Below are 25,584 nucleotides of genomic sequence, written 5' to 3' on the forward strand. Positions count from 1 at the left end.
AAGCTCGCTCCCACAGGGGGAGAACAGGGTTGGTCAGGCCTTGGCCGGCTCCAACGCCATCTCTACCACCTCAGGCCGCTTGAGCAGCGCATACGCCACCCCCGTCAGCAGGCTCCCCGCCACGATCGCCAGCAGGTACAACAGCGCATGGTTGATGGCGTTGGGGATCAGCATCACGAACAGGCCGCCGTGGGGGGCCATGAGCTTGCAGCCGAAGTACATCGACAGCGCACCGGTCAGCGCGCCGCCAGCGATGCTGGCCGGGATCACCCGCAGCGGGTCCTTGGCCGCGAACGGAATCGCGCCTTCGGAAATGAAGCACAGCCCCAGCACCAGCGCGGCTTTACCGGCCTCGCGCTCGGTCTGGGCGAATTTTCGCCGGGCGATGAAGGTGGCGATGCCCAGGCCAATCGGCGGCACCATGCCAGCGGCCATGGTCGCGGCCATCGGTGCATAACTCTGGGAAGCCAGCAGCCCCACCGAAAACGCGTAGGCGGCCTTGTTGATCGGCCCACCGAGGTCGACGCACATCATCGCCCCCAGCAGCACACCCAGCAGGATCGCATTGGTGGTGCCCATGCTGTCGAGGAAATGGGTCAGGCCTTCGAGCATGCCCGCCACCGGTTTGCCGACGATGTAGATCATCACCAGGCCGGTGACCAGGCTCGCCAGCAGCGGGATGATCAGGATCGGCTTGAGCGCTTCCAGGCTCTGGGGCAGGCGCGCGTAGCGGTTGATCGCCTTGGCCACGTAACCGGCCAGGAAACCGGCGATGATCCCGCCAATGAAGCCGGCGCCCAGCGTGCTCGCCAACATCCCGCCGATCATCCCCGGCGCCAGGCCCGGACGGTCGGCGATGGAATAGGCGATGTAGCCGGCCAGCAGCGGCACCATCAATTTGAACGCGGTGTCGCCGCCGATCTGCATCAGCGCGGCCGCCAGCGTGCCGGGTTCCTTGAAGGCGGTGATGCCGAATACAAACGACAAGGCGATCAACAGACCGCCGGCCACCACCATCGGCAGCATGAACGACACGCCCGTCAGCAGGTGCTTGTAGACACCAGTCTTCTCCGACTTGGCCGGGGCGCTGGCACCGCTCGACGCGCTTTCCTGACGACCTTCGACCAGCGCTTTGTTCAGCGTCGCTTCGGCCTGTTTCAAGGCGATGCCCGTGCTGCAGCGGTAGATCTTCTTGCCGGCAAAACGCTCGGTGGCGACTTCGATGTCAGTCGCCAGCAGCACCACGTCCGCCTCGGCGATGGCCTCGGCGCTCAACGGATTGCGCGCCCCCACCGAACCCTGGGTTTCCACTTGCAGCTCGTAGCCGAGCTTCTTCGCCGCCTGCTGCAATGCTTCGGCGGCCATGAAGGTATGGGCAACACCCGTTGGGCATGCGGTGATGGCAACCAGGCGCGGCGCACGCTCGGTCGACACCGCGGGGGCCTCCTCCACGACATCCGAGGCGAGCAGAACCTCGGCCTCTTCGGCGCCGCGGCGCAGCACCGAATCGACGTCTTGCAGGGCCAGGGCCGGGGTGCTGCGGAACAGGCGTTTGCCAACGAACCGCGACATGTCCACCGGGCCGCTGGCAACCAGCAAGACCCACTCGGCCGCTTCGAGGGTCGCCGCCGACAACTGGCGTTCCGGGTGGGCCGCGTCGTGGACTTCAACACTGGTGCTCCAACCCTGGCGCTGCGCCGCGGCGTCCAGCAGGCGGGCGCACAACACACTGGTGACCATGCCGTTGGGGCAGGCCGTCACAATGGCTAGTTTCATTCTTGCTAACCCTCTTATTGTTCTGTCAGGGGGCGCACGCGCACGCCCTGTTCAAGCGACGCCAGCAACGCGGTGTCGTGGATGCCAAAACCGATCTGCGTGACCGCCATGGCGGCGATGGCCGTGGCGGTGCGCAACGTCTGTTCCGGGGTGTCGGCGCTGAGCAGGCCGTGCAGCATGCCCGCCAGCAGCGAATCCCCGGCGCCCACAGTGCTGGCGACGCTGACCTTGGGTGGCGAGGCATGCAGCGCCGCACCGACACTGAACCAGTTCACGCCATCGGCGCCGTGGGAAATCACCACATGTTCGACGCCCTGGGCATGCAGGCGCTGCGCCGCTTGCGCCTGGGCCGCTTCGCTCACCACCTCGCAACCCAGCGCGTCGGCCAGCTCCTCGGTGTTGGGCTTGATCAGCCACGGCCCCGCCGCCAGGGCGACGCGCAAGGCTTCGCCACTGGTGTCGAGGGCTACGTTCAGGCCGAGTGTTTTCAAGCGCGTGATCAAGGCCTGCAACCACTGCGGGCTGACGCCCCGAGGCAAGCTGCCCGCTACCACAACCACGTCGTGACCAGGGGCGATTTGCTCAAGGCGCGCCAGCAAGGCGTGCTGTGCGGCGTCATCAACCACCGGGCCCGGGCCGTTGAGGTCAGTGATGCGGCCGTCCTGCTCAGCCAGTTTGATATTGCTGCGAGTTTCACCGGGAACGCGGATAAAAGCATCGACAAAACCACGCTGGGCAAACAGCGTCTCGAATACCTGGGCATTGTCTTCGCCCAGAAAACCACTGACCGTCAGCGTATGGCCGAGATCGGCCAACACCTGGGCCACGTTCACGCCCTTGCCGGCGGCGTGGGCGTGCATGCCGTCGCTGCGGTTGACCTGGCCCGGCTCCAGGCGCGCCAACTCCACCGTGAGGTCGAGCGCCGGGTTGAGGGTCAGGGTAAGAATCTTCGCCATTACAGCGCCTCCACTAATGCGCGCACGTCATCGGCGCTGCCCACGGCCAAGGCCTCTTGGGCCAGGGTTTGTACTTGTGCCAGGCTCAATTCGCGGACCCGCGCCTTGACCTCGGCAATGCTGCGGGCCGAGACACTCAGTTCGTCCACGCCCAGGCCCACCAGCACCGGCACCGCCAGTGGGTCGGCCGCCAGTTCGCCACACACACCGACCCATTTGCCATGGGCATGGGCGGCGCGCACGGTGATGTCGATCAGTTGCAGCACCGCCGGGTGCAAGCCATCGGCCTGGGCCGAAAGGGTCGGGTGACCACGGTCGATCGCCAGGGTGTATTGCGTCAGGTCGTTGGTGCCGACGCTGAAGAAGTCGACTTCCTTGGCGAGCACCGGCGCGAGCAACGCGGCGGACGGTACTTCGATCATGATCCCCAGTTGCAGGTCTGCCACGGGAATTTCCCGGCGCAGGCGCTCGGTCATGTCCCGGGCCTGGCGCCACTCATCGACACTGCCCACCATCGGGAACATGATCCGCAACGGACGGTTGTCCGCCGAGCGCAACAGGGCACGCAGTTGTGCTTCCATGACCTGCGGACGCTGCAAGGTCAGGCGAATGCCACGCACGCCGAGGAACGGGTTTTCTTCTTTCGCGATCGGCCAGTACGGCAGCGGCTTGTCGCCGCCGACATCGAGGGTGCGCACCACCAGCGGTCGACCGGCCAGGCCGTCGAGCACCTTGCGGTATTCGGCTTCCTGGGTCGCTTCGTCCGGCGCCTGGGTGTGGGCCATGAAAATCAGTTCGGTGCGCAACAGGCCAATGCCTTCGGCACCCTGCTCCACCGCGCTGGCGACGCCGGCGCTTTCGCCAATGTTGGCAAACACTTCCACGGCATGACCGTCACGGGTCACCGCCGGTTCGTGGCGCTGCTCGGCGGCGACCTTGAGGCGCTGCTCGCGGGTATCGCGCTCTTCAGCAGCCCGTTGCAAAGTGACGGCGTCAGGGTCCACGTGCAGGCGACCGCGCTGGCCATCCAGCAACAAGGACGTGCCCGGCGCCAGCAGCAACACCGCCTCACCGGCGCCCACCAGCGCCGGAATGCCCAGGGCCCGAGCGACAATGGCGCTGTGGGCGGTGGCGCCGCCACGGGCGGTGAGAATCCCCGCCACCCGCGTCGGGTCCAGGCGGGCCACGTCGGACGGACCGACTTCGTCCATCACCAGGATGTAGGGTTGATCGGGTTCGTTCGGGGTTTCGACGCCGCACAGTTGCGCCAGCACACGACGGCCGACATCTCGCAGATCGGCGGCACGTTCGGCCAGCAAGGCGTCCTGCAAGGCTTCCTGTTCTTTCGCGGCGGCTTCAACCACCCCCATCCACGCCGCTTGCGCACTCTCGCCCAGCTTCAAGCGAGTGTCGACTTCGTCGCTCAGTTCCGGGTCGTCGAGCATTTCCTGGTGGGTGATGAAGATTTCGCGGATGGCCTTGGCCTTGGCGCGTTCAATCAGGCCTTGGATATCGCGGCGCACCTGGCTCAAGGCGTTTTGCAGGCGCTCGCGCTCGATGGCCGCCGATTCACCGCGCAACGGGTAGTCGATAGCCTGCAATACCTGGATGTGGGCCGGGCCGATGGCGATGCCCGGGGCGGCAGCGACGGCCTGGATCAGGCTGCCAGATTCGGGCGCCAACACGACAGTCGCCACTTCGGCCATCACGGTTTCCCGCGGCGCACTCGGTGGCGGCAGCGGTTCGACTTCTTCGCCAAGGCCTTCTTCGATGGCCGTCAACAGTGCCGGCAACGCATCGGCGGCAATGCTCGGTTCGGCGATGAACTCCAGGACCTGGCCGCGACGGGCGCCCAGGCTCAACAGCTTACTCAGACTCTTGGCCGACACGGCGCTGTCCTGGCCGTCGACGATACGCACGCGGATCTCGCCTTCGAAACTCTTCGCCAACTGAGCGAGGATTTTCGCCGGGCGTGCATGCAGGCCATGGGCATTGGCCAGGCCGATGCGCGCGCTGGGCCAATCGGCGGGCAATTCGCCGCCGAGCACTTCCAGCACCTTGCGGCTGCTGGTGGCGCGACCCAGTTCGTGGCCGCGGCCTTCGATCAGCAAGGCGCAGAGCCTTTCCAGCAAGGCCTGGTGAGCTTCGCCGAGGCTGGCGAGGCAGAACAGCCCGCTCAACGGTTGGCCCAGGTAACGGATGGGCTTGTCCGGCGTGACGAACGCCAGGCCCGGACGCTTGACGGTCTGTTCGCTGTGCAGCCACCACAAGCCATCGCCCAGGGGCAGCGCATCGACTTGCTGCAACACCCCGGCAAAGCCATTGCTCACGCAATCGGCTTGGCGCAACAGACGGGCGCCGCGCCATACCAGCTCTTCAAAATCGTCAGCCGACACACCGAGGCCGATCATCTGGGCATCCAGCGCCAGTTCCTGCGGCGCGCCTTGCAGCAGCTTCAGCAGCGCTTCGGCGGAACCGGCACGGCGCAAGGCCTGGCCCAGGTCAGTCTCGCCGAGGGCGCGGGTCAGCAGTTGCAGCAGGCGCAGGTGTTCGTCGGACTTGGCCGCGATACCGATCGCCAGGTAGACGATCTGGCCATCACCCCAATCCACACCCTCGGGAAATTGCAGCAGGCGCACACCGGTCGAATGAACCAGGTCGCGGGTCTGCGGGGTGCCGTGGGGGATGGCAATACCTTGGCCAAGAAAGGTCGAGCCCTGGGCTTCGCGAGCCTGCAAGCCGGCGAGGTAACCCTCAGCCACCAAGCCATCGGCCACCAGTTTGTCGGCGAGCAGTTGCAGTGCAGCGTCTTTATCCACAGCCGTCTGAGCCATGGATATCTGCTCTAGAGTGAGCTCGAGCATGCTTTCTCCTTTTTGGCGTCCGGTCGGCGCCAGGTATTGTTTTGAATGAATCAGCTTAGCGTTGCAGGATGATTTTTGGCGTGATCACGGCAGAAGGGCCAAAAATGCTGCTAGCCTTGAAAATACGCTTGCTGAAACGTTTAATCTAGAAAGATTGGCACGTTACTCGATAATCTCTCATCCTTGAAGTGCAACTTGTCGTAAGCGCTTGGACGGTGACCGTCGGCTTGAATCGGGTAGGATGGCCCTTATCGTCGGGGCTAACTCGAAAAAACAAGGAAAACCGGGTTGAAACTCAGTGATATTGCCCAACTGGCCGGTGTGTCCGTGACCACCGCCAGCTATGTCATCAACGGCAAGGCCGAACAGCAACGCATCAGCAGCGCCACCGTCGAACGGGTGCGAGCGGTGGTCCAGGAACACGGCTTCACGCCCAATCCCCAGGCCGCCGGGCTGCGCAGTCGCCACACCCGTACCCTGGGCTTCATCCTGCCTGACCTGGAAAACCCCAGTTACGCACGCATCGCCAAGCTGCTGGAGCAAGGGGCACGGGCGCGAGGCTATCAGCTGCTGATCGCCAGTTCCGACGACGCACCTGACAGCGAACGGCAACTGTTGCAGTTGTTCCGCGCCCGGCGCTGCGATGCACTGATCGTCGCCAGTTGCCTGCCGGCCGGCGACGACAGCTACCTGCAGTTGCAGGCCAAGGGCATTCCGATCATCGCCATCGACCGGGTGATGGAGCCGGCGCATTTCTGCTCGGTGATCAGCGACGACCGCCAGGCCAGCCTGCAACTGACGCGCAGCCTGTTGGAGACCCACCCTCGGCAAATCGCGCTGATCAGCGCCCGTCCCGAGTTGAGCATCAGCCAGGAACGGACCGCCGGCTTTCGCGAGGCCTTGGCCGGGTTCGAGGGCCAGGTATTGATCGAGCATGGCGAGTCGTTCAGCCGTGAATGCGGCCGCCAGTTGATGGAGGAAATGCTCGCGCGCCTGGGACATCTGCCCGATGCGCTGATCACCACGTCCTACGTGCTGCTGCAAGGGGTGTTCGACGCCCTGCACGATTTCCCGCTCAAGTCGCGGCCGTTGCGCCTGGGCACGTTTGGTGACACGCAGTTGCTGGACTTCCTGCCGCTGCCGGTCAATGCCATGTCCCAGCAGCACCAACTGATCGCCGACAAAGCCCTGGAACTGGCCCTGGCGGCCATCGAAAACGATGACTACCAACCAGGCGTGCAGGCCATCGCGCGGACGTTCAAGCAGCGTATTCACCAGGGCTGAAGCTTTTTCAGGATTGATGCATGGAGTTGATCGATACCCACACCCACCTGGATTTTCCGGATTTTGACGCGGACCGCCCGGCACTGCTGGCCGAAAGCCGCGCCGCGGGCGTGCGGCAAATGGTGGTACTGGGCGTTTACCGGGACAACTGGCAGCGGGTCTGGGACCTGGTGCAAAGCGACCCGGACCTGCATGCCGCACTGGGCCTGCACCCGGTGTATCTCGATCAGCACCGACCCGACGACGTGGCGCTACTGCGCGAGTGGCTGAGCCGCCTGGCCGGACACCGGCAATTATGTGCCGTGGGGGAAATCGGCCTGGATTACTACATCCCCACCCTGGACCGCGAACGCCAGCAGGCGCTGTTTGAAGCACAGTTGCAACTGGCGGTGGAGTTCGAACTGCCAGCGCTGATCCATGTGCGCCGCAGCCATGCCGACGTGATCGCGACGCTCAAGCCCATGGGCTCCAAACGCGCAGGGATCATTCACGCCTTCGCCGGCAGTTTCGAAGAGGCCCGCGAGTACATCAAGCTCGGCTTCAAACTCGGCCTGGGCGGTGCCGCGACCTGGCCCCAGGCCTTGCGCATGCACCGGGTGCTGGCGCAATTGCCGCTGGACGCGGTGGTGCTGGAAACCGACTCCCCGGACATGGCCCCGGCGATGTTCCCCGGCCAACGTAACAGCCCGGCGCATTTGCCGGCGATTTGTGAGGCGCTGGCCGGGATCATGGGTATCAGCCCAGAACGCTTGGCCGAGGCCAGTACCCGCAACACCCGCGAACTGTTCAACTGGTGATCCCTTGTGGGAGCGAGCTTGCTCGCGATAGCGTTCCATCAGTCGACAAATAGGTTGCCTGACAAACCGCTATCGCGAGCAAGCTCGCTCCCACATTGGGTCGGTGGTGGACCTTAAAAATCACACCCGAAACGCATTGATCAACTGCTTGAGCTGCACCACCTGGGCGGACAGTTCGCGGCTGGCGTCTTCGGTCTGGTGGGCGCCTTCGGCGGTGCGTTCGCCGGCGCGGTTGATCTCGACGATGTTCTGGTCGATGTCATGGGCCACCGCCGTCTGCTGCTCTACCGCGGCGGCGATCTGCTGGTTCTGGTCGACGATCATGCCGACGGCACCGAGGATATTTTCCAGGGCCTGCTGGACCTTTTCCGATTGGCTGACCGTACCGCTGGCCATCTCATGGCTGGTGCCCATCGCCTTGACCGCCGCGCCGACACCACCGTGCAGGCGGGTGATCATCGCTTCGATTTCTTCGGTCGATTGCTGGGTTCGCTTGGCCAGGGTCCGCACCTCGTCGGCCACCACCGCAAAGCCGCGCCCCTGCTCACCGGCCCGGGCTGCTTCGATGGCGGCGTTGAGGGCGAGCAGGTTGGTCTGCTCGGCGATGCTCTTGATCACATCCAGCACGCGACTGATGGCCTGGCTGTCGGTCGCCAGTTGATTGATCACCTGCACCGACTGATCGATCTCACTGGCCAAGCGGGCGATGCTGCCCTGCTGGGATTCCACCAGCCCGCGCCCGCTGAGGGTCTCGTCGTTCACGCTGTGGGCACTGCTCACCGCCGCAGCGGCACTGCGAGCCACTTCCTGAGCCGTGGCCGACATCTGGTTCATAGCCGTGGCCACCAGTTCGATCTGGCTGCGCTGGCCGGCGACGGCCTGGTTGCTCTGGGCCGATACCGTTTCCACCTGCCCGGCCTGGCGTTCGACTTCGGCAACGGTGCGGCCGACCTGTTCGATCAGGTCATGGATCTTCGCCACCGTACCGTTGAACACTTCACCCAATTCGCCCAGCTCATCCTTGCTGCGAGCAACAAAATTGACCGTCATGTCGCCCGCCGCCACCTTGTCCATCATCTGCCCCAGGTGTTGGAGCGTGGTGCGGGTCGAGGCGTAGAAACCGGCGTACAGGTAAAAAATCAACAGGAACACCAGCACCAGCGCCACGGCTTGCAGCACCATGTGGCTGCGGTTCTGCTCCAGACGCTGCTGCAACTGCACACCAAGAAAGCCCTGGGTCGCCTCGTTCAGCCGGTAGGTCTGCTCCATCAGGCCGCTGACGTGCTCATAAAACGCTGGCCATGGCGCATCGAGCGTGTCGGCCATCACCACCTGCTCTTCAATCAGTTCACTGGCCTTCTTGAGGGTGCCCTTGCTGCCATTGGCCTGATCGGCAAGGGCCTGCCCGGCGGCCTTGCTGGAACCCAAGGCATCCTGCAGTTTCAAGTCATATTCACCCTGGAGCTTTTCGATCTGCGCCAGCAACTCGTCGAAGCGGGTGCTCGACGCCGAATTGAGAAACCCCAGCCCCAACGAGGACGCGCCCAGCGCCCGGCCCTCACCAAGAATCTGGGTGACCTTGGGGGTCGTGCCGATGATCAATTCGCTGAGCTGACGGATGTCGCTCTGGTTGTCGCGACTCAGCCCCGCCTGGCTGGCGATGATCTGGCTGAACATCTGGGCGTTGTTGAGCAACTTGCCGATCAGCGCACTTTTGCTCTGCAGGGAGCTTTCGGCCTGCTGGGTCTTGAAAGCACCGATCATCTCGTCGCGCTTGGCCTCGAAGGCACTGACCTGCTCGGGCTCGATGACTACGGGGGTCATGCCTTGCAGCCGCGCGAGGACCTGTTGTTCCAGGCTGCCGATCTTCGCCTCGACATCACCGGCCTTGCCGGACTGGCCCAGGCTGGCGTTGATCTGCACCAGGTTATTGAGGGTTTCCAGGTCCCGACGCAGGACCAGGCTGCTGCCCAACAGGTCGAGGCTTTGCAGCTCCATTTGCGTGCCCTGGAATTCCCGATAGGAATCGCGCACCAGAAAGAAGTTGGTCACCAGCATTGGCAGCAGGAACAGCACGCTGATCAGGCTGAACTTCATGCCGAAGCTCAGGCGGTTCATCAGCGCGACGGCGGGCCAGAGCAAACTCTTCACAAGGAAGTCTCCCGGTAGTGTTCTTATTGTTATGAGCTCGCGCACGGAGACAGCAGAAAGCCACTATTCGGGCGCTGCTGTTGTATAGCCTAAATTGGCGGGGAGATTTGTAACTTAAGGTTAACGGTGTAGGAGCTGTGTAGGAGCTGTGTAGGAGCTGTGTAGGAGCTGTCGAGTGCAACGAGGCTGCGATCTTTCCCCAGACACTTGAATCTCAAGCGAAAAATCAGAAGATCAAAAGATCAAAAGATCGCAGGCTTCGCCAGCTCCTACAGAGCCGAGCGGGAGCAAGCTCCCTCGCCACAAAAGCGCCTGGCCACAACCTTGCTTACGTTGATCAGGCCAACACCGTCCACAACGCAAAACCGGCATACCAGAGTACCGCCGCACGCAGCAGCAATTCCCAGAGACGGTCCAGGCTGTTGATGCCGTCCGGTCCGGCGACGGGCCGGGGGATCTCGCCTGCCACCAGGCCGACCTTGTCGATAAGGTCGGCGGCGCTGATGTTCCAGTTCAGCAGCTCATGCAGCATGACCCGGCTGACCGCGACGAAATTGCCCACCAGGGCGAAGCTCGCCGCCAGCAACCGCACCGGCACCCAATCGAAGGCATGGCGCATTTGCGCGGCCCGCTCGGCCACGCCGGGGTTCTGGCTGTGCTCGGCAGCCAGCGCCAGCAGCCGATAACTCAGGGCGGCGACCGGGCCCAACACGAAGTACCAGAAAATCACCGCAAAGAAGCTCTGGTAGGCCTGCCACAACAAATGCCCCTGGACCCGCTCCAGCAACTGCTCACCGTCATTGGCTTCAATGTCCAGGTCGCGCTTGGCGACATGGGCCGCCGCTTGCAGGTCTTCCCGACGCCACGCGTCGCGAAACGGCCCGAGGCCGGCCAGCAGATCACCGCGCCCCAGGCTGTAGATCACCACCAGCAAATGCACCGGCAGCGCCAACAGACCGTAGGCCACCGGCTCCAGCACCCACAGCAGCAACGCCAGCAGCGCCACGGGCAGTAAAACCAGCACCGTCAGCACCAGCCAGGGCCGGTTGACCCAACGTGGGCTCGCCTCGAGCTTGTTCAGCTCATGCAGCCAACCGCCGTCGCGCTGGACCCGCTGGCGCAAGGCCGAGAACTTCTCGATCCAGACGGCCAGCAGCAACACCAGAAAACTCATTGTCCTTCCCCTTCTGTCAGGGCCGCGCGATAGCGCACCCAGTCGAATGCCGGCCCCGGATCGGTCTTGCGCCCCGGTGCGATGTCGCTGTGCCCGCAGATACGCTGCACAGTGATCGCCCTGAACGCCGCTTGCAACTGCCGGGTCAGGTCCACCAGTGCGACATATTGCGCGTCGGTGAACGGCAGATCATCCGTGCCCTCAAGCTCGATGCCCAGGGAAAAATCATTACAGGTCTCACGCCCCTCGAAGCACGAGACACCCGCATGCCAGGCGCGATCCAGACAAGAGACAAACTGGGTCACGGTACCGTCACGCTCGATCAGAAAATGCGCGGAGACGCGCAGGTCGGCGATACCGGCAAAGTAGGGATGTTCCGTGACATCCAGACGATTCTGGAAGAATTCCTGCACCTTGCCCGTGGCGAATTGTGCCGGTGGCAGGCTGATGTTGTGGATCACCAGCAGGGAGATTTCGCCTTCGGGGCGCGCATTGAAGTTGGGCGATGGGCAATGACGCACCCCCTCGCACCAACCGCTCGCGGAGTCCAACTGCATACAGGTTCCTTCGATGACGACGGTGAATGCCGCCAGTATGCCGTGATCGGACCGGGCTGCGCGATCACTTGCCGCGATTGAGCTGGCGCAGATTGCCCAGCACCGACTCCAGCGCGCGGTCGAACAACAGGGTGTCGTCCAACAGCCGCGCCGCGCCACGGCGAAACTCCAGGGCCAGGCTGGTGCGGCTGTGCTCCAATACCTTGAGGCCGGTGCGATTGACGAAGACGTATTTGCCGGTGGCCTCGATGATCGCCGCCAGCTTGCAACGCAGGGTGTTGTCATCGTCTTCCTGGAACTCGACCCAGCTTCCCAGGTGCAACTGGCCGACCTGCAGCAGGCCCACGTCATCGGCCGGCAAATGCACCGCCACACTCTCCCCCGCCGATTTTTGCGGGGCACGTAGGACGATTTTTTCCAGCACCTCGACCATGGCCGGCGAATCGACCGACTGGGCCTGCTCCGTTGCCTGGCCCATGCCCTCGAGCGCCTGCACATGCAGGGCTTCCAGCTCACTGAAAAACTCGCTGGTGGCGAACGGGTCGAACGCCGAGCGACTCAAGCCTTCACGCAGGGCCTTGAGCAGTTCGGGCACTATCGCCAGCAAACGCAGGCCGGCATCGGGTTCATCATGAGGCTGGACGCTCCAGATCAATTGCTCCAGGGTCAAGACGTCGGCCTGCCATTCGGCGGAATACTTGCCATGCTTGAAGCAGGTCAGCAGCAACACTTGGCTCCAGGCGTGTTGCACGAACTCCACCACAGCTTGTGGCAGGACTTTGCCCAACATCACCTGGTTCAGCGCCCCTTCGACGCGCTGGCGCGCCAGTTCGGCCTTGGCCCGGCCCTCTTCGGCATCGCGGATGCGCTGTTCGAGCAACTCACTGCGGCGCCGCTCGTCACCGGTGAAGGCCAGGAAGTCGGCCAGCAGTTCGGAGAAAATCGCCGGGTCATCGACAAAGTCATTCAATAAGCGCTGCACCACCTGCTCGATCCGCAGGTAGAGGCTGTCGCGCTGATGATCGTCGCAATCACCCCAACCCATGGCCGCAGCCGCGATTTCGTTAAGCAGTCGCCGGGCCGGATGATTGCCACGGCTGAAGAAACTCTTGTCCTGCACCGCGACCTTGAGCATCGGGATTTGCAGGCGGCCGATCAGGGCCTTGAAGGAGTCTGGCAGGTTGTGATCGTCGAGGATGAATTCGAACATCATCGAGATCAGGTTGATCACGTCTTCATCGGCGCCTTCGACCACCCGGGACTTGCCACTGCGCACGCTGACCCGGGTCAACAGTTGTTCGAGCTGACTACGCAAATCGAACTCGTCGTGAACGGCAGGTGCCGGCACGTATTGCTGCAAATGAGAGAGCAGCCGCAGCAGGTCACGGGTAGAAATCGGCTGGAGCGGCACGCTGGGCTCCAGGGTCGGCGCCACAGTGCCACGCACCTGCATCAACAGTTTCTGCAAGGCGGCGAACACTTCCTGCACACTGTCATCAACCTCGGCATCGCTGGCCTTGGCAGCCATCTCGGCGTCGGGCCTGGGGTTATCCTCGGTGCGATCCGACGCCCGGCGCGCCAGCGTAACCTTGAGCTCTGGCAGGATGCCTGTGGCGGCCAGCAACTGGTTGGCCTCGGTATAGAGTTGGTCGCAATCGCTGAGCACATAACGCTCGAACAGCTTGAGCAGGATCAGCTTGACCTTGATGCCCACGCCCAGGTTGCGCCCGGCCTGCAGGAACTTCTCGCACAGCAATGCCGGGCTCAGGGGATTGTGCTGATTGGCCAGCGGTCGGCCCAGCAGCACACTGAGCCGGGCCGTCAGTTGTTCCAGCGACACGCCATCGCGCCTGAGCACCCGAGTGACCATTGCCTCGACCGCCAGATGCCGCTCCAGGTCGTCCTGGGAGCGCTGGATCTGGCTGTCTGGCGCCAGGTTCGGCGCCAGGCTGGCGTGGGTCAGGTCGTATTGGGCGAGGCTGAAGAAGGTCTCGAAAAACTGCTCGATGAATTCACGTTCGATGCTTTTACGCTTCAGGCGCAGGTCCCGCATGGCCTCGAAGTACAGGTTCTGCTCGACGTCGTCGCGCGCCCGGTCGGCCATTTCAAACAAGGTGTCGTCGGCGTTATCGAACAGCCCCTGCAAGCCCAGGCGCAACTGCTGGGCAGCCTTGTCGCGAACCTGAAGCAGAATCACAGGCAGGCGGGCGAGCGGCGAGGGGCTCGCCTGATCGGTAGCGACCTTGTGCAAAGGCACTACATTCCCGTCGTTGTGCATCCTGGCCTCCTGAAACGGCTTTCTGCGGCTCGCGACGTCAAAGCTATGACGTCAATCGAAAGGCGGATTATCGGGTAAAACAGCCCTGTCGTACCAGCACACTCTGTGATCCATCTCGAAATACGGCGCAATAAGTGACCTGGGAAATGAGGAAATGTTGCGAGGACGCGACCAAATACAGGTTTCGACACCCTATAATCAGGCCACTTTGTTTGTGGAGCCCGTTATGCCGAATCTACGTCTCGCCGATCTGACCGCCGAAATCGAAGCCAACGTGCGCCGTGCGTTGCTTGAAGACATCGGCAGCGGCGACATCACCGCGCAACTGATCCCCGCCGAACGCCTGGCCAAGGCCACCATCATTACCCGCGACGCGGCGATCATCAGTGGCACGGCCTGGGTCGATGCCGTGTTCCGGCAACTGGACCCGCGTGTCGCGGTGCATTGGCAAGTGCGCGACGGCGACCGGGTCAAACCCGATCAGGTGCTGTTCCACCTGGAAGGCCCGGCCCGCTCGCTGCTGACCGGCGAACGCAGTGCGCTGAACTTCCTGCAAATGCTTTCCGGCGTTGCCACGCGGGCCCGTTACCTGGCCGACTTTGTCGCCGGTACCCAGGTCAAGCTGCTGGACACCCGCAAGACCCTGCCCGGGTTGCGCCTGGCCCAGAAGTACGCGGTCACCTGCGGTGGCTGCCATAACCACCGCATCGGCCTGTACGATGCCTTCCTGATCAAGGAAAACCACATCGCCGCCTGCGGCGGGATCGCCCAGGCCATCGCCGCCGCCCACAAGATCGCACCGGGCAAACCGGTGGAAGTCGAAGTGGAAAGCCTGGCGGAATTGAAAGAAGCGCTGGCGGCCGACGCCGACATCATCATGCTCGACGAACTGAGCCTGGACGACATGCGTGAAGCCGTACGCCTCAATGGCGGCAAGGCGAAACTGGAAGCCAGCGGCGGGATCAACGAAAGCACGTTGCGTCCGATTGCCGAGACTGGGGTGGACTACATCTCGATCGGCGCGATGACCAAGGATGTGAAGGCAGTGGATCTGTCGATGCGCTTGAGCCTCTGACAATAAAAAACGCCAGCCTTGAAGGCTGGCGTTTTTTTCAGACCACCAGATTGTTCATCTCGCAGTACTCATCCCATTCCACACCCAGCACCTCGGCCGCTTCCTTGTGCAACGCAAGGCGCTGCGCCTCGAATTCTTCAGGTGGGCTGGTGTACTTGAGCGTCAACTCCCAAGGCTGCAGGCCCTGGGCTTCGGCCTCGTCCTCGAACGCCCATTGGATCTGGTCTTTTTGATCATCGGCAGACAAGTCCTTGATCTCTTCCAGCAACTGGGGCGCATCCAACACGTACTTCTTCAGCGCTTCTTCGTGCCTGGCTTCCTGGGTCAATTCTTTAACAGTCATGGCGTTCTCGTTGATCTGGGGAATGGAAGATGGATCTGGATCATCAAGGATCTCTCTGACGCAAAAAACCGTGTGAAGCCCGGTTTATCTGGCCTTCAGAACCATTCGGGGATCATCTGAAAACTAAGGTGTTTGCATTTTGGGACAAGGGAATCCTAACAGAGACGCAAGCCAGTGCAACAACCGGAATCAAATGGAGGAGCGAGGTATGTGCGCGGTTACAGTTTCCCGGTTCCATGCGCGGAATTCGCCCTTTATAAATTTCCACCTTCATCATTCAGGTTTCGACGAACAGAATCCTTCACATTGACCGTCCAAGGACATGCAACTATATTCAGTTGCAAGAAAAGGCATTCATGTCAAAGAATGAAAAACTTCTCGCAAAGCTACACAACGGGCAAAGCGCATTCACGTGGTCGGAGCTTGTCACCCTGTTATGTCGGCTTGGCTACTCCCCACTAGAAGGATCGGGCAGTAGGGTCAAATTCGACAATGGAGACCCGAGTGCAATGATCAACCTGCACAAGCCGCATCCCGGAAATGAGCTCAAGGCGTATATAAGACGCCAGATTATTGAGCAATTGAAAACAGGAGGCCTGATTCCATGAACTCCCAGCTGCAACACAAAGGCTATGTCGGCTCAATTGAAGCAAGCACCGAGGACAAGTGCCTATTTGGAAGGCTCCTATTCATCAGGGCGCTGGTGAGTTATGAGGGACAGACGGTGGCTGAGCTGGAAACGGCTTTTCGCGAAGCGGTAGATGATTATCTACAAACCTGTCAGCAGCTCGAGCAGAAGCCAGAAATTCCGTGCAAAGGATCGTTTAATGTTCGCATCGGTCATGATCTGCATTTAGCGGCCGCTTTGGCTGCAACTCGCCAAAATGTGTCGCTGAATGATCTAACACGCCAGGCTCTGAACGAATACCTACAACACCACGCATAAAAGGACTGGTGAAAGAACCTGGTGCCCGAGACAGGAATCGAACCTGCGACCTTCGCGTTACGAGTGCGCTGCTCTACCGACTGAGCTACACGGGCGGTGGCTAAACCTAGCATCGTCCCCTGTGGCCAGGCAACCCACGACACAGGGATTTTCACCACACAGCAAAACGCCCCGAACCAGTCGGGGCGTTTGCTTGTTCAGCGGTTAGGCTGCGGGGTGATTAAACGCCCGATGCCTTGGCTGCTGCGACGTCCTTGATGGACAGCTTGATACGGCCGCGGTTGTCCACGTCCAGTACCAGCACTTCCACTTCCTGGCCTTCTTTGAGGATGTCGGTCACTTTTTCGACGCGAGCATCGCTCAGCATGGAGATGTGAACCAGACCGTCCTTGCCCGGCAGGATGTTGACGAACGCGCCGAAGTCGACGATGCGCTCAACCTTGCCGACGTAGATCTTGCCGATCTCGGCTTCTGCGGTGATACCCAGGACGCGCTGGCGTGCTGCTTCTGCCGCTTCCTTGGTTTCGCCGAAGATCTTGATCGAACCGTCGTCTTCGATGTCGATCGAAGCCTTGGTTTCTTCGCAGATCGCACGGATGGTCGCGCCGCCTTTACCGATGACATCACGGATTTTGTCGGTGTCGATTTTCATCGCGATCATGGTCGGAGCGTTTTCCGACAGCTCGGTGCGGGACTGACCGATGATCTGGTTCATCTGACCGAGGATGTTCAGGCGCGCTTCCAGGGCCTGGCCCAGGGCGATTTCCATGATCTCTTCGGTGATGCCCTTGATCTTGATGTCCATCTGCAGTGCGGTGACGCCTTTGGCGGTACCGGCCACTTTGAAGTCCATGTCGCCCAGGTGGTCTTCGTCACCCAGGATGTCGGTCAGGACGGCGAATTTCTCGCCCTCTTTAACCAGACCCATGGCGATACCGGCAACCGGCGCCTTCATCGGCACACCGGCGTCCATCAGGGCCAGGGAAGCGCCGCAGACCGAAGCCATCGAGCTCGAACCGTTGGACTCGGTGATTTCCGATACCACGCGAATGGTGTACGGGAACACGTCAGCGGCAGGCAGCATGGCCTGGACCGAACGACGGGCCAGACGGCCGTGACCGATTTCGCGGCGACCGGCGCCACCCATGCGACCACACTCGCCCACCGAGAACGGAGGGAAGTTGTAGTGCAGCATGAACGGGTCTTTCTTTTCGCCTTCCAGGGTGTCCAGCAGTTGCGCGTCACGGGCGGTGCCCAGTGTTGCAACGACCAGCGCCTGGGTTTCGCCACGGGTGAACAGTGCCGAACCGTGGGTCTTTGGCAGAACGCCGACTTCGATGTTCAGCGGACGTACGGTACGGGTGTCGCGACCGTCGATACGTGGCTTGCCGTTGACGATGTTTTCGCGAACGGTGCGGTATTCGATTTCACCGAAAGCGGCTTTGACGTCGCTGGCCGATGGCTGGCCTTCTTCGCCGGACAGCTTGGCAACGACCTGGTCTTTCAGCTCGCCCAGGCGTGCATAACGGTCGGCCTTGACGGTGATGGTGTAGGCCTGGGAGATCGCTTCGCCGAACTCGGCACGGATCGCGCCCAGCAGCTCGGTGGCTTCGGCTTGCGGAGCCCAGGTCCAGGTTGGCTTGGCGGCTTCGGCGGCCAGTTCCTTGACGGCGTTGATCACCACCTGGAACTCGTCGTGGGCGAACAGCACCGCGCCCAGCATCTGGTCTTCGGTCAGCTCTTTGGCTTCGGATTCAACCATCAGCACGGCTTCGGAAGTACCGGCCACGACCATGTCCAGGCTCGAGGCTTTCAGTTGCTCGTAGGTCGGGTTCAGCAGGTAGCCGGTGCTTTCGTGGAACGCGACACGGGCAGCGCCGATCGGGCCATCGAAAGGAATACCGGAGATCGCCAGGGCAGCCGAGGTACCGATCATCGCAGCGATGTCCGGATCGGTTTTCTTGCTGGTGGACACGACGGTGCAGACAACCTGCACTTCGTTCATGAAGCCTTCTGGGAACAGCGGACGGATCGGACGGTCGATCAGTCGGGAAGTCAGGGTTTCTTTCTCGGAAGGACGGCCTTCGCGCTTGAAGAAACCGCCAGGGATCTTACCGGCAGCGTAAGTCTTTTCCTGGTAGTGAACAGACAGAGGGAAGAAGCCCTTGCCTGGATCGGCTTGCTTGGCACCGACAACGGTCACCAATACGCTGACGTCGTCGTCAACGGTGACCAGCACTGCGCCGGAGGCCTGACGGGCGATACGGCCAGTCTCGAGGGTAACGGTCGACTGACCGAACTGGAATTTTTTGATTACCGGGTTCACGGTGTCCTACCTTCTTTGTGGCTCTTGGGGAACTTGTCTTCTTGCGAAATTCTTGGGCAATGGCGGGAATCGGCCCGACGCCTGTCCAGGGTAAAACGTGTATCCAGATAAAACTTGAGGCTGGGAGCCTGCCATGCGCCAGCGGGAAACCCACTGACGTACGACAGACAACCAACCTCTAGCGCAATCGCTGATTAGCGACGCAGACCCAGGCGAGCGATCAGAGCGCTGTAACGGCTCACGTCCTTGCCTTTCAGGTAGTCCAGCAGCTTACGACGCTGGTTTACCATGCGGATCAGACCACGACGGGAGTGGTGATCTTTACCGTTGGCCTTGAAGTGACCTTGCAGTTTGTTGATGTTGTGGGTCAGCAGTGCAACTTGCACTTCTGGCGAACCAGTGTCACCAACAGCTTGCTGGTAGTCAGCTACGATTTGAGCTTTTTCTTGAACGTCGAGAGCCATGAGGCAATCCTTTTAGTCAGGAAACTGTTTCAAGGAAACAGCTTCAACAGGCCAGGGACAAATCCCTGTATCTATAAATGAGTAGTGACCGTGCCTGTTAACAGCCACACTCGCCAACCCGCTGTTACGCAGGCTGGTTCCGGTCATTCCGACCGAATCAGTCGACGCGGCGCAATGCGCCCGTCTTCGCTCACTTCACCGATACCGATGAAGCGGCCATTATGATCCTGCACCCGGACCATGCCGAACTTCGGCGCATCCGGGGCACGTACCGGCTGGCCGTTGAGCCAGTAGAACGCACTGTGTTCCGAGAACTGCAACAGCGGCCAATCCAGCAACCCGCTGTCCGATGGCATCAGGAAACGGTCGACCGCTTCGTTGCCGCCTTCGGCATGTACCGCTTCAAGCTCTTCCAGCGTGACCGTCTGGGCCAACGTGAAAGGCCCGGCCTGGGTCCGTCGCAATTCTGCCACGTACGCGCCACAGCCGAGCTGTTCACCAATATCCTCCACCAGGGTGCGGATATAGGTGCCCTTGGTGCAATCCACGGCCAGCCGGGCAGTATTACCGTCAAAGGCCAGCAATTCCAAGCGCGCAATAGTAACAGAACGCGGTTCACGCTCCACTACTTCGCCTGCACGAGCCAGTTTATACAGCGGCTGGCCATCACGCTTCAGAGCCGAGTACATCGGTGGTATCTGACTGATTTGCCCGCGAAATTTCGGCAAAACCGCTTCGATATCGGCCTGACCAACGGTCACCGGGCGCTCCAGCAAAACATCACCTTCGGCATCCGCCGTGGTGGTGGTCTTGCCCAGTTGCGCCAGGGTTTCATAACCCTTGTCGGAATCGAGCAGGTATTGGGAGAACTTGGTCGCCTCGCCAAAGCACAGCGGCAGCACGCCGGTGGCCAGCGGATCGAGGCTGCCGGTGTGCCCGGCCTTTTCGGCATTGAGCAGCCAGCGAACCTTCTGCAACGCCGCGTTGGAGGTGAACCCCAGCGGCTTGTCGAGCAGGATGATACCGCTGACGTTACGACGGATACGTTTGACCTGAGCCACCGATTACTCCTTGGTGTCTTCGGGTTCAGCCGCAACCGGGTGCTGACTGTCTTGCGCCACGGCGCGTTCGATCAGGGCCGACAGATGCGCACCACGCACGACGCTTTCGTCGTAGTGGAAGTGCAACTGTGGAACGCTGCGCAGCTTCATCTCCCGGGCCAACTGCATACGCAGGAAGCCGGCGGCCGAGTTGAGCACCTTGATGCTCTGGGCGATTTCTTCGGCGCTGTCCTGGCCCATCACGGTGATGAAAATCTTGGCGTGACCGACGTCACGGCTGACTTCCACTGCGGTAATGGTGACCAGGCCGACGCGCGGGTCTTTGACTTCGCGACGGATCAGTTGGGCCAGCTCACGCTGCATCTGATCGCCGATTCGTTGGGTACGGCTGTATTCTTTTGCCATGTCTTGTTACCTGTTACTGCCCCACGGTGAAACCCGCGAGGTCTGAAAGCGGCAAACGCCCGGCCTGGCAAAAGCCAGACCGGGCGTTGCGTTTAGAGTCCGCCAGCAAGGCAGCGCATGTTCATGCGGCTACCCGGCGCGGCTCTTGAAGTGCGCGAGTCAGAGGCTGCGAGCAACCTGGACCTTCTCGAAGACTTCGATCTTATCGCCGACCTTGACGTCGTTGTAGCTCTTGACGCCAATACCGCATTCCATGCCGGCACGTACTTCGGAAGCGTCATCCTTGAAGCGGCGCAGGGATTCCAGCTCGCCTTCGAAGATCACGATGTCTTCACGCAGTACGCGGATTGGACGGTTACGGTGAACAACACCCTCGATCACCATGCAGCCAGCGATCGCGCCAAACTTCGGCGAACGGAACACGTCACGCACTTCAGCGGTACCCAGGATGTTCTCGCGAACATCGCTGCCCAGCATACCGGTGAGGGCTTTCTTGACGTCTTCGATGATGTCGTAGATCACGTTGTAGTAACGCATATCCAGGCCTTCCTGCTCGACGATCTTGCGAGCGCCGGCATCGGCACGCACGTTGAAGCCGAACAGTACAGCGTTGGAGGCCAGTGCCAGGTTGGCGTCGGACTCGGTGATACCACCGACACCGCCACCGACAACACGCACTTGCACTTCGTCGTTACCCAGGCCGTTCAAGGCACCGTTCAACGCTTCCAGCGAACCACGGACATCGGACTTGAGGACGATGTTAAGCGTCTTCTTCTCTGCCTGGCCCATGTTCTCGAAGATATTTTCCAGCTTGCCGGCGTGAGCGCGAGCCAGTTTGACTTCGCGGAACTTGCCTTGACGGAACAGAGCCACTTCACGGGCTTTCTTCTCGTCCGACAGCACGCTCATCTCGTCGCCAGCGTCCGGGGTACCGTCCAGGCCGAGGATCTCGACAGGGATGGAAGGACCGGCTTCCTTGATTGGCTTGCCGTTCTCGTCGAGCATGGCACGTACACGGCCATAGTTCGAACCGACCAGCACCATGTCGCCTTGGCGCAGGGTACCGTCTTGAACCAGAACGGTAGCAACCGGACCACGACCTTTGTCGAGGCGCGATTCAACCACGACGCCTCGGCCAGGAGCCGAAGGAGTCGCTTTCAGTTCCAGAACTTCAGCTTGCAGCAGAACAGCTTCGAGCAACTCGTCCACACCAGTACCGACTTTCGCCGAAACCGATACGAACGGGGTGTCGCCGCCCCACTCTTCCGACGTCACGCCGTGAACCGACAGTTCGCTACGGATGCGATCGAGATCAGCGCCCGGCTTGTCGATTTTGTTCACTGCAACAACCAGTGGAACGCCGGCAGCCTTGGCGTGCTGGACCGCTTCAATGGTCTGCGGCATTACGCCGTCGTCCGCTGCAACGACCAGAATCACAATGTCAGTCGCCTTGGCACCACGAGCACGCATTGCGGTAAACGCGGCGTGACCCGGGGTATCGAGGAAAGTGACCATGCCGCGGTCAGTTTCAACGTGGTACGCACCGATGTGCTGGGTGATACCGCCGGCTTCGCCAGCAGCTACCTTGGCACGACGGATGTAGTCGAGCAGCGAAGTCTTACCATGGTCAACGTGGCCCATTACGGTCACGACTGGCGCACGGGAGAACGTCTCACCTTCAAACTTCAGGGATTCAGCCAGGGAGTCTTCCAGGGCGGTATCGCTGACCAGGGTCACTTTGTGGCCCAGTTCTTCGGCTACCAGTTGAGCAGTTTCCTGATCAAGCACCTGGTTGATGGTCGCTGGAGTACCCAGTTTGAACATGAACTTGATGATTTCAGCAGCCTTGACCGACATCTGATTGGCGAGATCGCCAACAGTGATGGTCTCGCCGATCTGCACATCACGCACGACAGGGCCGGTAGGGCTCTGGAAACCGTGGGCGTTGCGCTTCTTCAGCTTGGCCTTGCCGCGACCACCACGACGGAAGCCATCGCTTTCTTCGTCGGTAGTACGTGGGGCAACGCGTGGAGCAGGCGCTTTCTCTTTGACCGAGGCACGATGCGGAGCGTTTTTGCGCTCACCATCACCGCTACCACGACGACTGTTATCGTCGGCACGTGGCTTGTCCGGACGGCGCTGTTCGTTCTGCTTGTTGCGAACGTCAGCAGACGGTGCTGGAGCAGCGGCTACAACCGGTGCGCTTTCGCGTACTGGCTCGGCAACTGCAGCAGGCGCTGCAACGGCGTCGTTAGTAGCGGTTTGCGCAGCAGCAGGCTGGCGACGCGCTTCTTCTTCGGCGCGACGCTTGGCTTCTTCTTCAGCCTTCTGACGAGCAGCATTTTCTACTGCGCGACGTTCTTCCTGTTCGCGTTTGCGCTCGGCTTCGATTTCTTCCGGGCTGCGCTGTACGAAGACTTTCTTCTTGCGTACTTCAACGCTGATGCTTTTGCTACCGGCAACACGCAGGGTGCTGGTGGTTTTACGCTGCAGAGTGATCTTGCGCGGTTCTTCCACTTTCGCCTTGTGACTGCTCTTCAAGTGAGTCAGCAGGGACTGCTTCTCACTGTCGGTCACATGTTCCTCGGCGGCGGTGTGCGGCAGACCTGCCTCACGCATCTGCTGCAACAGGCGCTCTACCGGTGTTTTGACCTCATCGGCCAGTTGTTTCACCGTGACTTGCGTCATGCACTTCTCTCCTCAGGCCGCGCCTAATTACTCGAACCAGTGGGCTCGGGCGGCCATGATCAACTTGCCGGCACGATCATCGTCAATGCCGTCGATGTCGAGCAGATCGTCAATAGACTGCTCGGCCAGGTCTTCGCGGGTAATTACGCCGCGCACCGCCAGTTCCATCGCCAAATCCTTGTCCATACCCTCAAGCGAGAGCAGGTCTTCGGCCGGATGGGCGTCTGCCAGCTTTTCCTCAGTAGCGATGGCTTTGGTCAACAAACGATCCTTGGCCCGAGCGCGAAGCTCGTTGACGATCTCCTCGTCAAAGCCGTCGATGTTGAGCATTTCCTCCACCGGTACGTAGGCAATCTCTTCCAGGCTGGTAAAGCCTTCATCCACCAGCACCTGCGCCAGCTCTTCGTCGACTTCAAGCTCGTCGATGAAGTTGCGCAGGATGTCGCCGGTTTCAGCTTGCTGTTTAGCCTGGATGTCCGATTCGGTCATCACGTTCAGGGTCCAGCCAGTCAACTGGCTGGCCAGACGCACGTTCTGACCACCGCGACCGATGGCCTGAGCCAGATTGTCTGCGCCAACGGCGATGTCCATGGCGTGGGCATCTTCGTCGACGATAATTGCCGCCACTTCAGCAGGCGACATGGCATTGATCACGAACTGAGCAGGGTTGTCGTCCCACAGGACGATGTCCACACGCTCGCCGCCCAACTCGCCGGATACGGCCTGGACACGCGAACCACGCATGCCGATGCAGGCACCTTGCGGGTCAATGCGCTTGTCCTTGGAGCGGACCGCGATCTTGGCACGCGAACCCGGATCACGGGAGGCGGCCATTACTTCGATCAGGCCTTCGGCAATTTCCGGCACTTCGATGCGGAACAACTCGATCAGCATTTCCGGCGCGGTACGCGACAGGATCAGCTGCGGGCCGCGGTTCTCGGTGCGGATTTCCTTGAGCAGCGCACGCAAACGCACGCCGACCCGGAAAGTTTCGCGAGAGATGATGTCTTCGCGAGCCAGCAACGCTTCGGCGTTGTTGCCCAGGTCGACGATCACGTTGTCGCGGGTCACTTTTTTCACGGTGCCGGAGATGATTTCCCCCAGGCGCTCGCGATAAGCGTCGACGACTTGCGCGCGCTCGGCTTCGCGAACTTTCTGCACAATAACCTGCTTGGCAGTCTGTGCAGCGATGCGGCCGAACTCAATGGACTCGATTTTTTCTTCTACTACATCACCAACCTTGGCGCCCGGATGCGTTTCTGCAACCTTGCTCGGCCAGGTTTCGATAGCCGGATCATCCAGGTCGGCTTCCTCGACCACCGTCCAGCGACGGAAAGTCTCGTAGGCACCGGTGTGGCGATTGATTTCCACACGCAAATCAACTTCGTCTTCAAACCGCTTCTTGGTAGCAGTGGCCAGAGCCAGCTCCAGCGCTTCAAAAATAACGTTAGCCGGTACGCCCTTTTCATTGGATACCGACTCAACAACCAGCAGTACTTCTTTGCTCATCGTACGCCTCGCCTTTCGCAAGCCATTGGATCCGCGGGATCCGCAGTATCTGGCACGTATCAGTCAAAACTGGGAATAATGTTGGCCTTGTCGATCATATCGATCGGCAACAGGAACTCATGGTCATCTACCTGCACCACGACGTCCTGCTCTTCTACACCGCGCAGAAGGCCTTGGAAGTTGCGTCGACCTTCGAAAGGCGAGCGCAGCTTGATCTTCACTTGTTCACCGGCAAACGAAGCGAACTGTTCAAGTGTGAACAGGGGGCGCTCCATGCCAGGCGAGGAAACTTCAAGGGTGTATTCGGAGGTGATTGGGTCTTCAACATCCAATACACCGCTGATCTGACGGCTGACGATGGCGCAATCATCCACCAACACGCCGCCTTCCTTATCGATATAAACGCGCAACATTGAGTGGCGACCTTGAGCCGAAAACTCAATACCCCAGCATTCATAGCCAAGGGCCACGACCACCGGGGCCAACAAGGCCTGCAACTGTTCTAGCTTGCTCGACACCTGAACCCCCTCGTGCATGTTTGTGCATGCTGTGCAAATAAAAAAAAAATGGGCGAATCGCCCATCCCTGAAACGCCGTCGAACAGCGGCGTTGTAAAGTGTCCAGCTAACAAAAAGCCCCTTGGAAGGGGCCCCTGAAACTGGTTGCGGGAGCCGGATTTGAACCGACGACCTTCGGGTTATGAGCCCGACGAGCTACCAGACTGCTCCATCCCGCGACAAAGCTGGGGCGGAAGTATACGACCGATCCCTTACAGGGTCAATGTAACCCTTCCACCTACAAGAAAGCCCGCAATCGCGGGCTCTCCTGATAATTGGTACCGAGAAGGGGACTCGAACCCCTACACCCTATGGGCACAACCACCTCAAGGTTGCGTGTCTACCAATTCCACCACCTCGGCAATACAGCGTT

20 protein-coding genes, 3 tRNA genes and 1 pseudogene are annotated in these 25,584 nt (G+C 61.0%); 5 read left to right on the plus strand and 19 right to left on the minus strand.

The window, feature by feature from the left end; genetic code table 11:
• Positions 1-33: 33 nt before the first annotated feature.
• Genes AB4Z20_RS04145 through ptsP form a run of 3 tightly spaced genes read right to left on the minus strand, consistent with a single transcriptional unit; the run spans position 34 to position 5,596 of the window.
• Complete coding sequence (locus AB4Z20_RS04145; RefSeq protein ID WP_253471582.1) at positions 34-1,776, minus strand: PTS fructose-like transporter subunit IIB; 1,743 nt, start codon at positions 1,774-1,776, stop codon at positions 34-36.
• Between the two features lie 14 nt (positions 1,777-1,790).
• On the minus strand, positions 1,791-2,732 hold the full coding sequence (pfkB, locus tag AB4Z20_RS04150) for a 1-phosphofructokinase (protein ID WP_253471580.1): 942 nt from the start codon (positions 2,730-2,732) through the stop codon (positions 1,791-1,793).
• Positions 2,732-5,596, minus strand: a complete 2,865-nt coding sequence (ptsP, locus tag AB4Z20_RS04155) for a phosphoenolpyruvate--protein phosphotransferase (protein ID WP_442089368.1) — start codon at positions 5,594-5,596, stop codon at positions 2,732-2,734. The genes pfkB and ptsP overlap by 1 nt, the downstream gene beginning before the upstream one ends.
• 288 nt (positions 5,597-5,884) lie before the next feature.
• On the opposite strand from ptsP, the gene cra reads away from it, so the two are divergent.
• Entirely contained in the window at positions 5,885-6,880 is a 996-nt protein-coding gene (gene cra / locus AB4Z20_RS04160) for a catabolite repressor/activator (protein ID WP_253471576.1), read from the plus strand.
• A 20-nt stretch (positions 6,881-6,900) separates the two neighbouring features.
• Positions 6,901-7,677: a TatD family hydrolase gene (locus AB4Z20_RS04165; protein WP_320389898.1), complete on the plus strand. Its 777-nt coding sequence runs from the start codon at positions 6,901-6,903 to the stop codon at positions 7,675-7,677.
• 120 nt (positions 7,678-7,797) lie between these two features.
• Here AB4Z20_RS04165 and AB4Z20_RS04170 read toward each other — a convergent pair whose 3' ends face one another.
• The 5 genes and pseudogenes from AB4Z20_RS04170 to AB4Z20_RS04190 form a co-directional block, all read right to left on the minus strand.
• A complete protein-coding gene (locus tag AB4Z20_RS04170) occupies positions 7,798-8,727 on the minus strand; it encodes a methyl-accepting chemotaxis protein (protein ID WP_371103557.1) in 930 nt (309 codons plus the stop codon).
• A pseudogene (locus AB4Z20_RS04175) lies at positions 8,704-9,795 on the minus strand (methyl-accepting chemotaxis protein); the annotation flags it as partial. The pseudogene AB4Z20_RS04175 and the gene AB4Z20_RS04170, both read right to left, overlap by 24 nt.
• Positions 9,796-10,165: 370 nt before the next feature.
• Positions 10,166-11,002, minus strand: coding sequence for a regulatory signaling modulator protein AmpE (gene ampE, locus AB4Z20_RS04180; RefSeq protein ID WP_214512224.1), 837 nt, complete (start codon positions 11,000-11,002; stop codon positions 10,166-10,168).
• Complete coding sequence (ampD, locus tag AB4Z20_RS04185) at positions 10,999-11,559, minus strand: 1,6-anhydro-N-acetylmuramyl-L-alanine amidase AmpD (RefSeq protein WP_253471567.1); 561 nt, start codon at positions 11,557-11,559, stop codon at positions 10,999-11,001. The genes ampE and ampD overlap by 4 nt, the downstream gene beginning before the upstream one ends.
• A 64-nt stretch (positions 11,560-11,623) precedes the next feature.
• Entirely contained in the window at positions 11,624-13,837 is a 2,214-nt protein-coding gene (locus AB4Z20_RS04190) for a DUF1631 domain-containing protein (protein WP_442089369.1), read from the minus strand.
• Between the two features lie 226 nt (positions 13,838-14,063).
• Between AB4Z20_RS04190 and nadC the strand changes: the two genes are divergently transcribed.
• Complete coding sequence (nadC, locus tag AB4Z20_RS04195) at positions 14,064-14,912, plus strand: carboxylating nicotinate-nucleotide diphosphorylase (protein ID WP_258690361.1); 849 nt, start codon at positions 14,064-14,066, stop codon at positions 14,910-14,912.
• 37 nt (positions 14,913-14,949) lie between these two features.
• Here nadC and AB4Z20_RS04200 read toward each other — a convergent pair whose 3' ends face one another.
• On the minus strand, positions 14,950-15,255 hold the full coding sequence (locus AB4Z20_RS04200) for a DUF6388 family protein (RefSeq protein ID WP_018612842.1): 306 nt from the start codon (positions 15,253-15,255) through the stop codon (positions 14,950-14,952).
• A 356-nt stretch (positions 15,256-15,611) separates the two neighbouring features.
• On the opposite strand from AB4Z20_RS04200, the gene AB4Z20_RS04205 reads away from it, so the two are divergent.
• Both AB4Z20_RS04205 and AB4Z20_RS04210 read left to right on the plus strand, forming a co-directional pair.
• Positions 15,612-15,863, plus strand: coding sequence for a type II toxin-antitoxin system HicA family toxin (locus AB4Z20_RS04205; protein WP_442089370.1), 252 nt, complete (start codon positions 15,612-15,614; stop codon positions 15,861-15,863).
• On the plus strand, positions 15,860-16,201 hold the full coding sequence (locus tag AB4Z20_RS04210) for a type II toxin-antitoxin system HicB family antitoxin (protein WP_442089371.1): 342 nt from the start codon (positions 15,860-15,862) through the stop codon (positions 16,199-16,201). The genes AB4Z20_RS04205 and AB4Z20_RS04210 overlap by 4 nt, the downstream gene beginning before the upstream one ends.
• 19 nt (positions 16,202-16,220) lie before the next feature.
• Here the strand turns inward: AB4Z20_RS04210 and AB4Z20_RS04215 are convergent.
• The 10 genes from AB4Z20_RS04215 to AB4Z20_RS04260 form a co-directional block, all read right to left on the minus strand.
• Positions 16,221-16,296: transfer RNA gene (locus AB4Z20_RS04215), tRNA-Thr, on the minus strand.
• A 125-nt stretch (positions 16,297-16,421) separates the two neighbouring features.
• Positions 16,422-18,527, minus strand: a complete 2,106-nt coding sequence (gene pnp, locus AB4Z20_RS04220) for a polyribonucleotide nucleotidyltransferase (protein ID WP_003197725.1) — start codon at positions 18,525-18,527, stop codon at positions 16,422-16,424.
• Between the two features lie 194 nt (positions 18,528-18,721).
• Complete coding sequence (gene rpsO, locus AB4Z20_RS04225) at positions 18,722-18,991, minus strand: 30S ribosomal protein S15 (RefSeq protein ID WP_003197723.1); 270 nt, start codon at positions 18,989-18,991, stop codon at positions 18,722-18,724.
• A 143-nt stretch (positions 18,992-19,134) separates the two neighbouring features.
• Positions 19,135-20,052 (minus strand): tRNA pseudouridine(55) synthase TruB, encoded by a 918-nt coding sequence (gene truB, locus AB4Z20_RS04230; RefSeq protein WP_253471558.1) that lies wholly within the window; start codon positions 20,050-20,052, stop codon positions 19,135-19,137.
• A gap of 3 nt (positions 20,053-20,055) precedes the next feature.
• Complete coding sequence (gene rbfA / locus AB4Z20_RS04235; RefSeq protein WP_214512218.1) at positions 20,056-20,457, minus strand: 30S ribosome-binding factor RbfA; 402 nt, start codon at positions 20,455-20,457, stop codon at positions 20,056-20,058.
• Positions 20,458-20,616: 159 nt separating this feature from the next.
• Positions 20,617-23,145, minus strand: a complete 2,529-nt coding sequence (gene infB / locus AB4Z20_RS04240) for a translation initiation factor IF-2 (protein WP_253471556.1) — start codon at positions 23,143-23,145, stop codon at positions 20,617-20,619.
• Positions 23,146-23,172: 27 nt separating this feature from the next.
• Positions 23,173-24,654 carry a transcription termination factor NusA gene (gene nusA / locus AB4Z20_RS04245; RefSeq protein WP_003197716.1) on the minus strand — a complete coding sequence of 494 codons (1,482 nt, stop codon included), beginning with the start codon at positions 24,652-24,654 and terminating at the stop codon, positions 23,173-23,175.
• Between the two features lie 59 nt (positions 24,655-24,713).
• Entirely contained in the window at positions 24,714-25,172 is a 459-nt protein-coding gene (rimP, locus tag AB4Z20_RS04250) for a ribosome maturation factor RimP (protein WP_253471554.1), read from the minus strand.
• 141 nt (positions 25,173-25,313) lie between these two features.
• Positions 25,314-25,390 (minus strand) — tRNA-Met (locus tag AB4Z20_RS04255).
• Positions 25,391-25,487: 97 nt separating this feature from the next.
• Positions 25,488-25,573, minus strand: a tRNA-Leu gene (locus tag AB4Z20_RS04260).
• Between the last annotated feature and the right edge of the window lie 11 nt (positions 25,574-25,584).

This window comes from Pseudomonas sp. KB_12, assembly GCF_052114545.1.
In the GTDB taxonomy this organism is placed as follows: Bacteria; Pseudomonadota; Gammaproteobacteria; order Pseudomonadales; family Pseudomonadaceae; genus Aquipseudomonas; species Aquipseudomonas brassicacearum.

Excerpts from the sequence above, each read along its gene's own strand:
- AB4Z20_RS04145 (WP_253471582.1), bottom strand. The coding sequence starts at position 1,776 with ATGAAACTAGCCATTGTGACGGCCTGCCCCAACGGCATGGTCACCAGT.
- pfkB (WP_253471580.1), bottom strand. The coding sequence starts at position 2,732 with ATGGCGAAGATTCTTACCCTGACCCTCAACCCGGCGCTCGACCTCACG.
- ptsP (WP_442089368.1), bottom strand. The coding sequence starts at position 5,596 with ATGCTCGAGCTCACTCTAGAGCAGATATCCATGGCTCAGACGGCTGTG.
- AB4Z20_RS04165 (WP_320389898.1), top strand. The coding sequence starts at position 6,901 with ATGGAGTTGATCGATACCCACACCCACCTGGATTTTCCGGATTTTGAC.
- AB4Z20_RS04170 (WP_371103557.1), bottom strand. The coding sequence starts at position 8,727 with ATGACGGTCAATTTTGTTGCTCGCAGCAAGGATGAGCTGGGCGAATTG.
- ampE (WP_214512224.1), bottom strand. The coding sequence starts at position 11,002 with ATGAGTTTTCTGGTGTTGCTGCTGGCCGTCTGGATCGAGAAGTTCTCG.
- ampD (WP_253471567.1), bottom strand. The coding sequence starts at position 11,559 with ATGCAGTTGGACTCCGCGAGCGGTTGGTGCGAGGGGGTGCGTCATTGC.
- AB4Z20_RS04190 (WP_442089369.1), bottom strand. The coding sequence starts at position 13,837 with ATGCACAACGACGGGAATGTAGTGCCTTTGCACAAGGTCGCTACCGAT.
- nadC (WP_258690361.1), top strand. The coding sequence starts at position 14,064 with ATGCCGAATCTACGTCTCGCCGATCTGACCGCCGAAATCGAAGCCAAC.
- AB4Z20_RS04200 (WP_018612842.1), bottom strand. The coding sequence starts at position 15,255 with ATGACTGTTAAAGAATTGACCCAGGAAGCCAGGCACGAAGAAGCGCTG.
- AB4Z20_RS04205 (WP_442089370.1), top strand. The coding sequence starts at position 15,612 with ATGTCAAAGAATGAAAAACTTCTCGCAAAGCTACACAACGGGCAAAGC.
- AB4Z20_RS04210 (WP_442089371.1), top strand. The coding sequence starts at position 15,860 with ATGAACTCCCAGCTGCAACACAAAGGCTATGTCGGCTCAATTGAAGCA.
- rpsO (WP_003197723.1), bottom strand. The coding sequence starts at position 18,991 with ATGGCTCTCGACGTTCAAGAAAAAGCTCAAATCGTAGCTGACTACCAG.
- rbfA (WP_214512218.1), bottom strand. The coding sequence starts at position 20,457 with ATGGCAAAAGAATACAGCCGTACCCAACGAATCGGCGATCAGATGCAG.
- infB (WP_253471556.1), bottom strand. The coding sequence starts at position 23,145 with ATGACGCAAGTCACGGTGAAACAACTGGCCGATGAGGTCAAAACACCG.
- nusA (WP_003197716.1), bottom strand. The coding sequence starts at position 24,654 with ATGAGCAAAGAAGTACTGCTGGTTGTTGAGTCGGTATCCAATGAAAAG.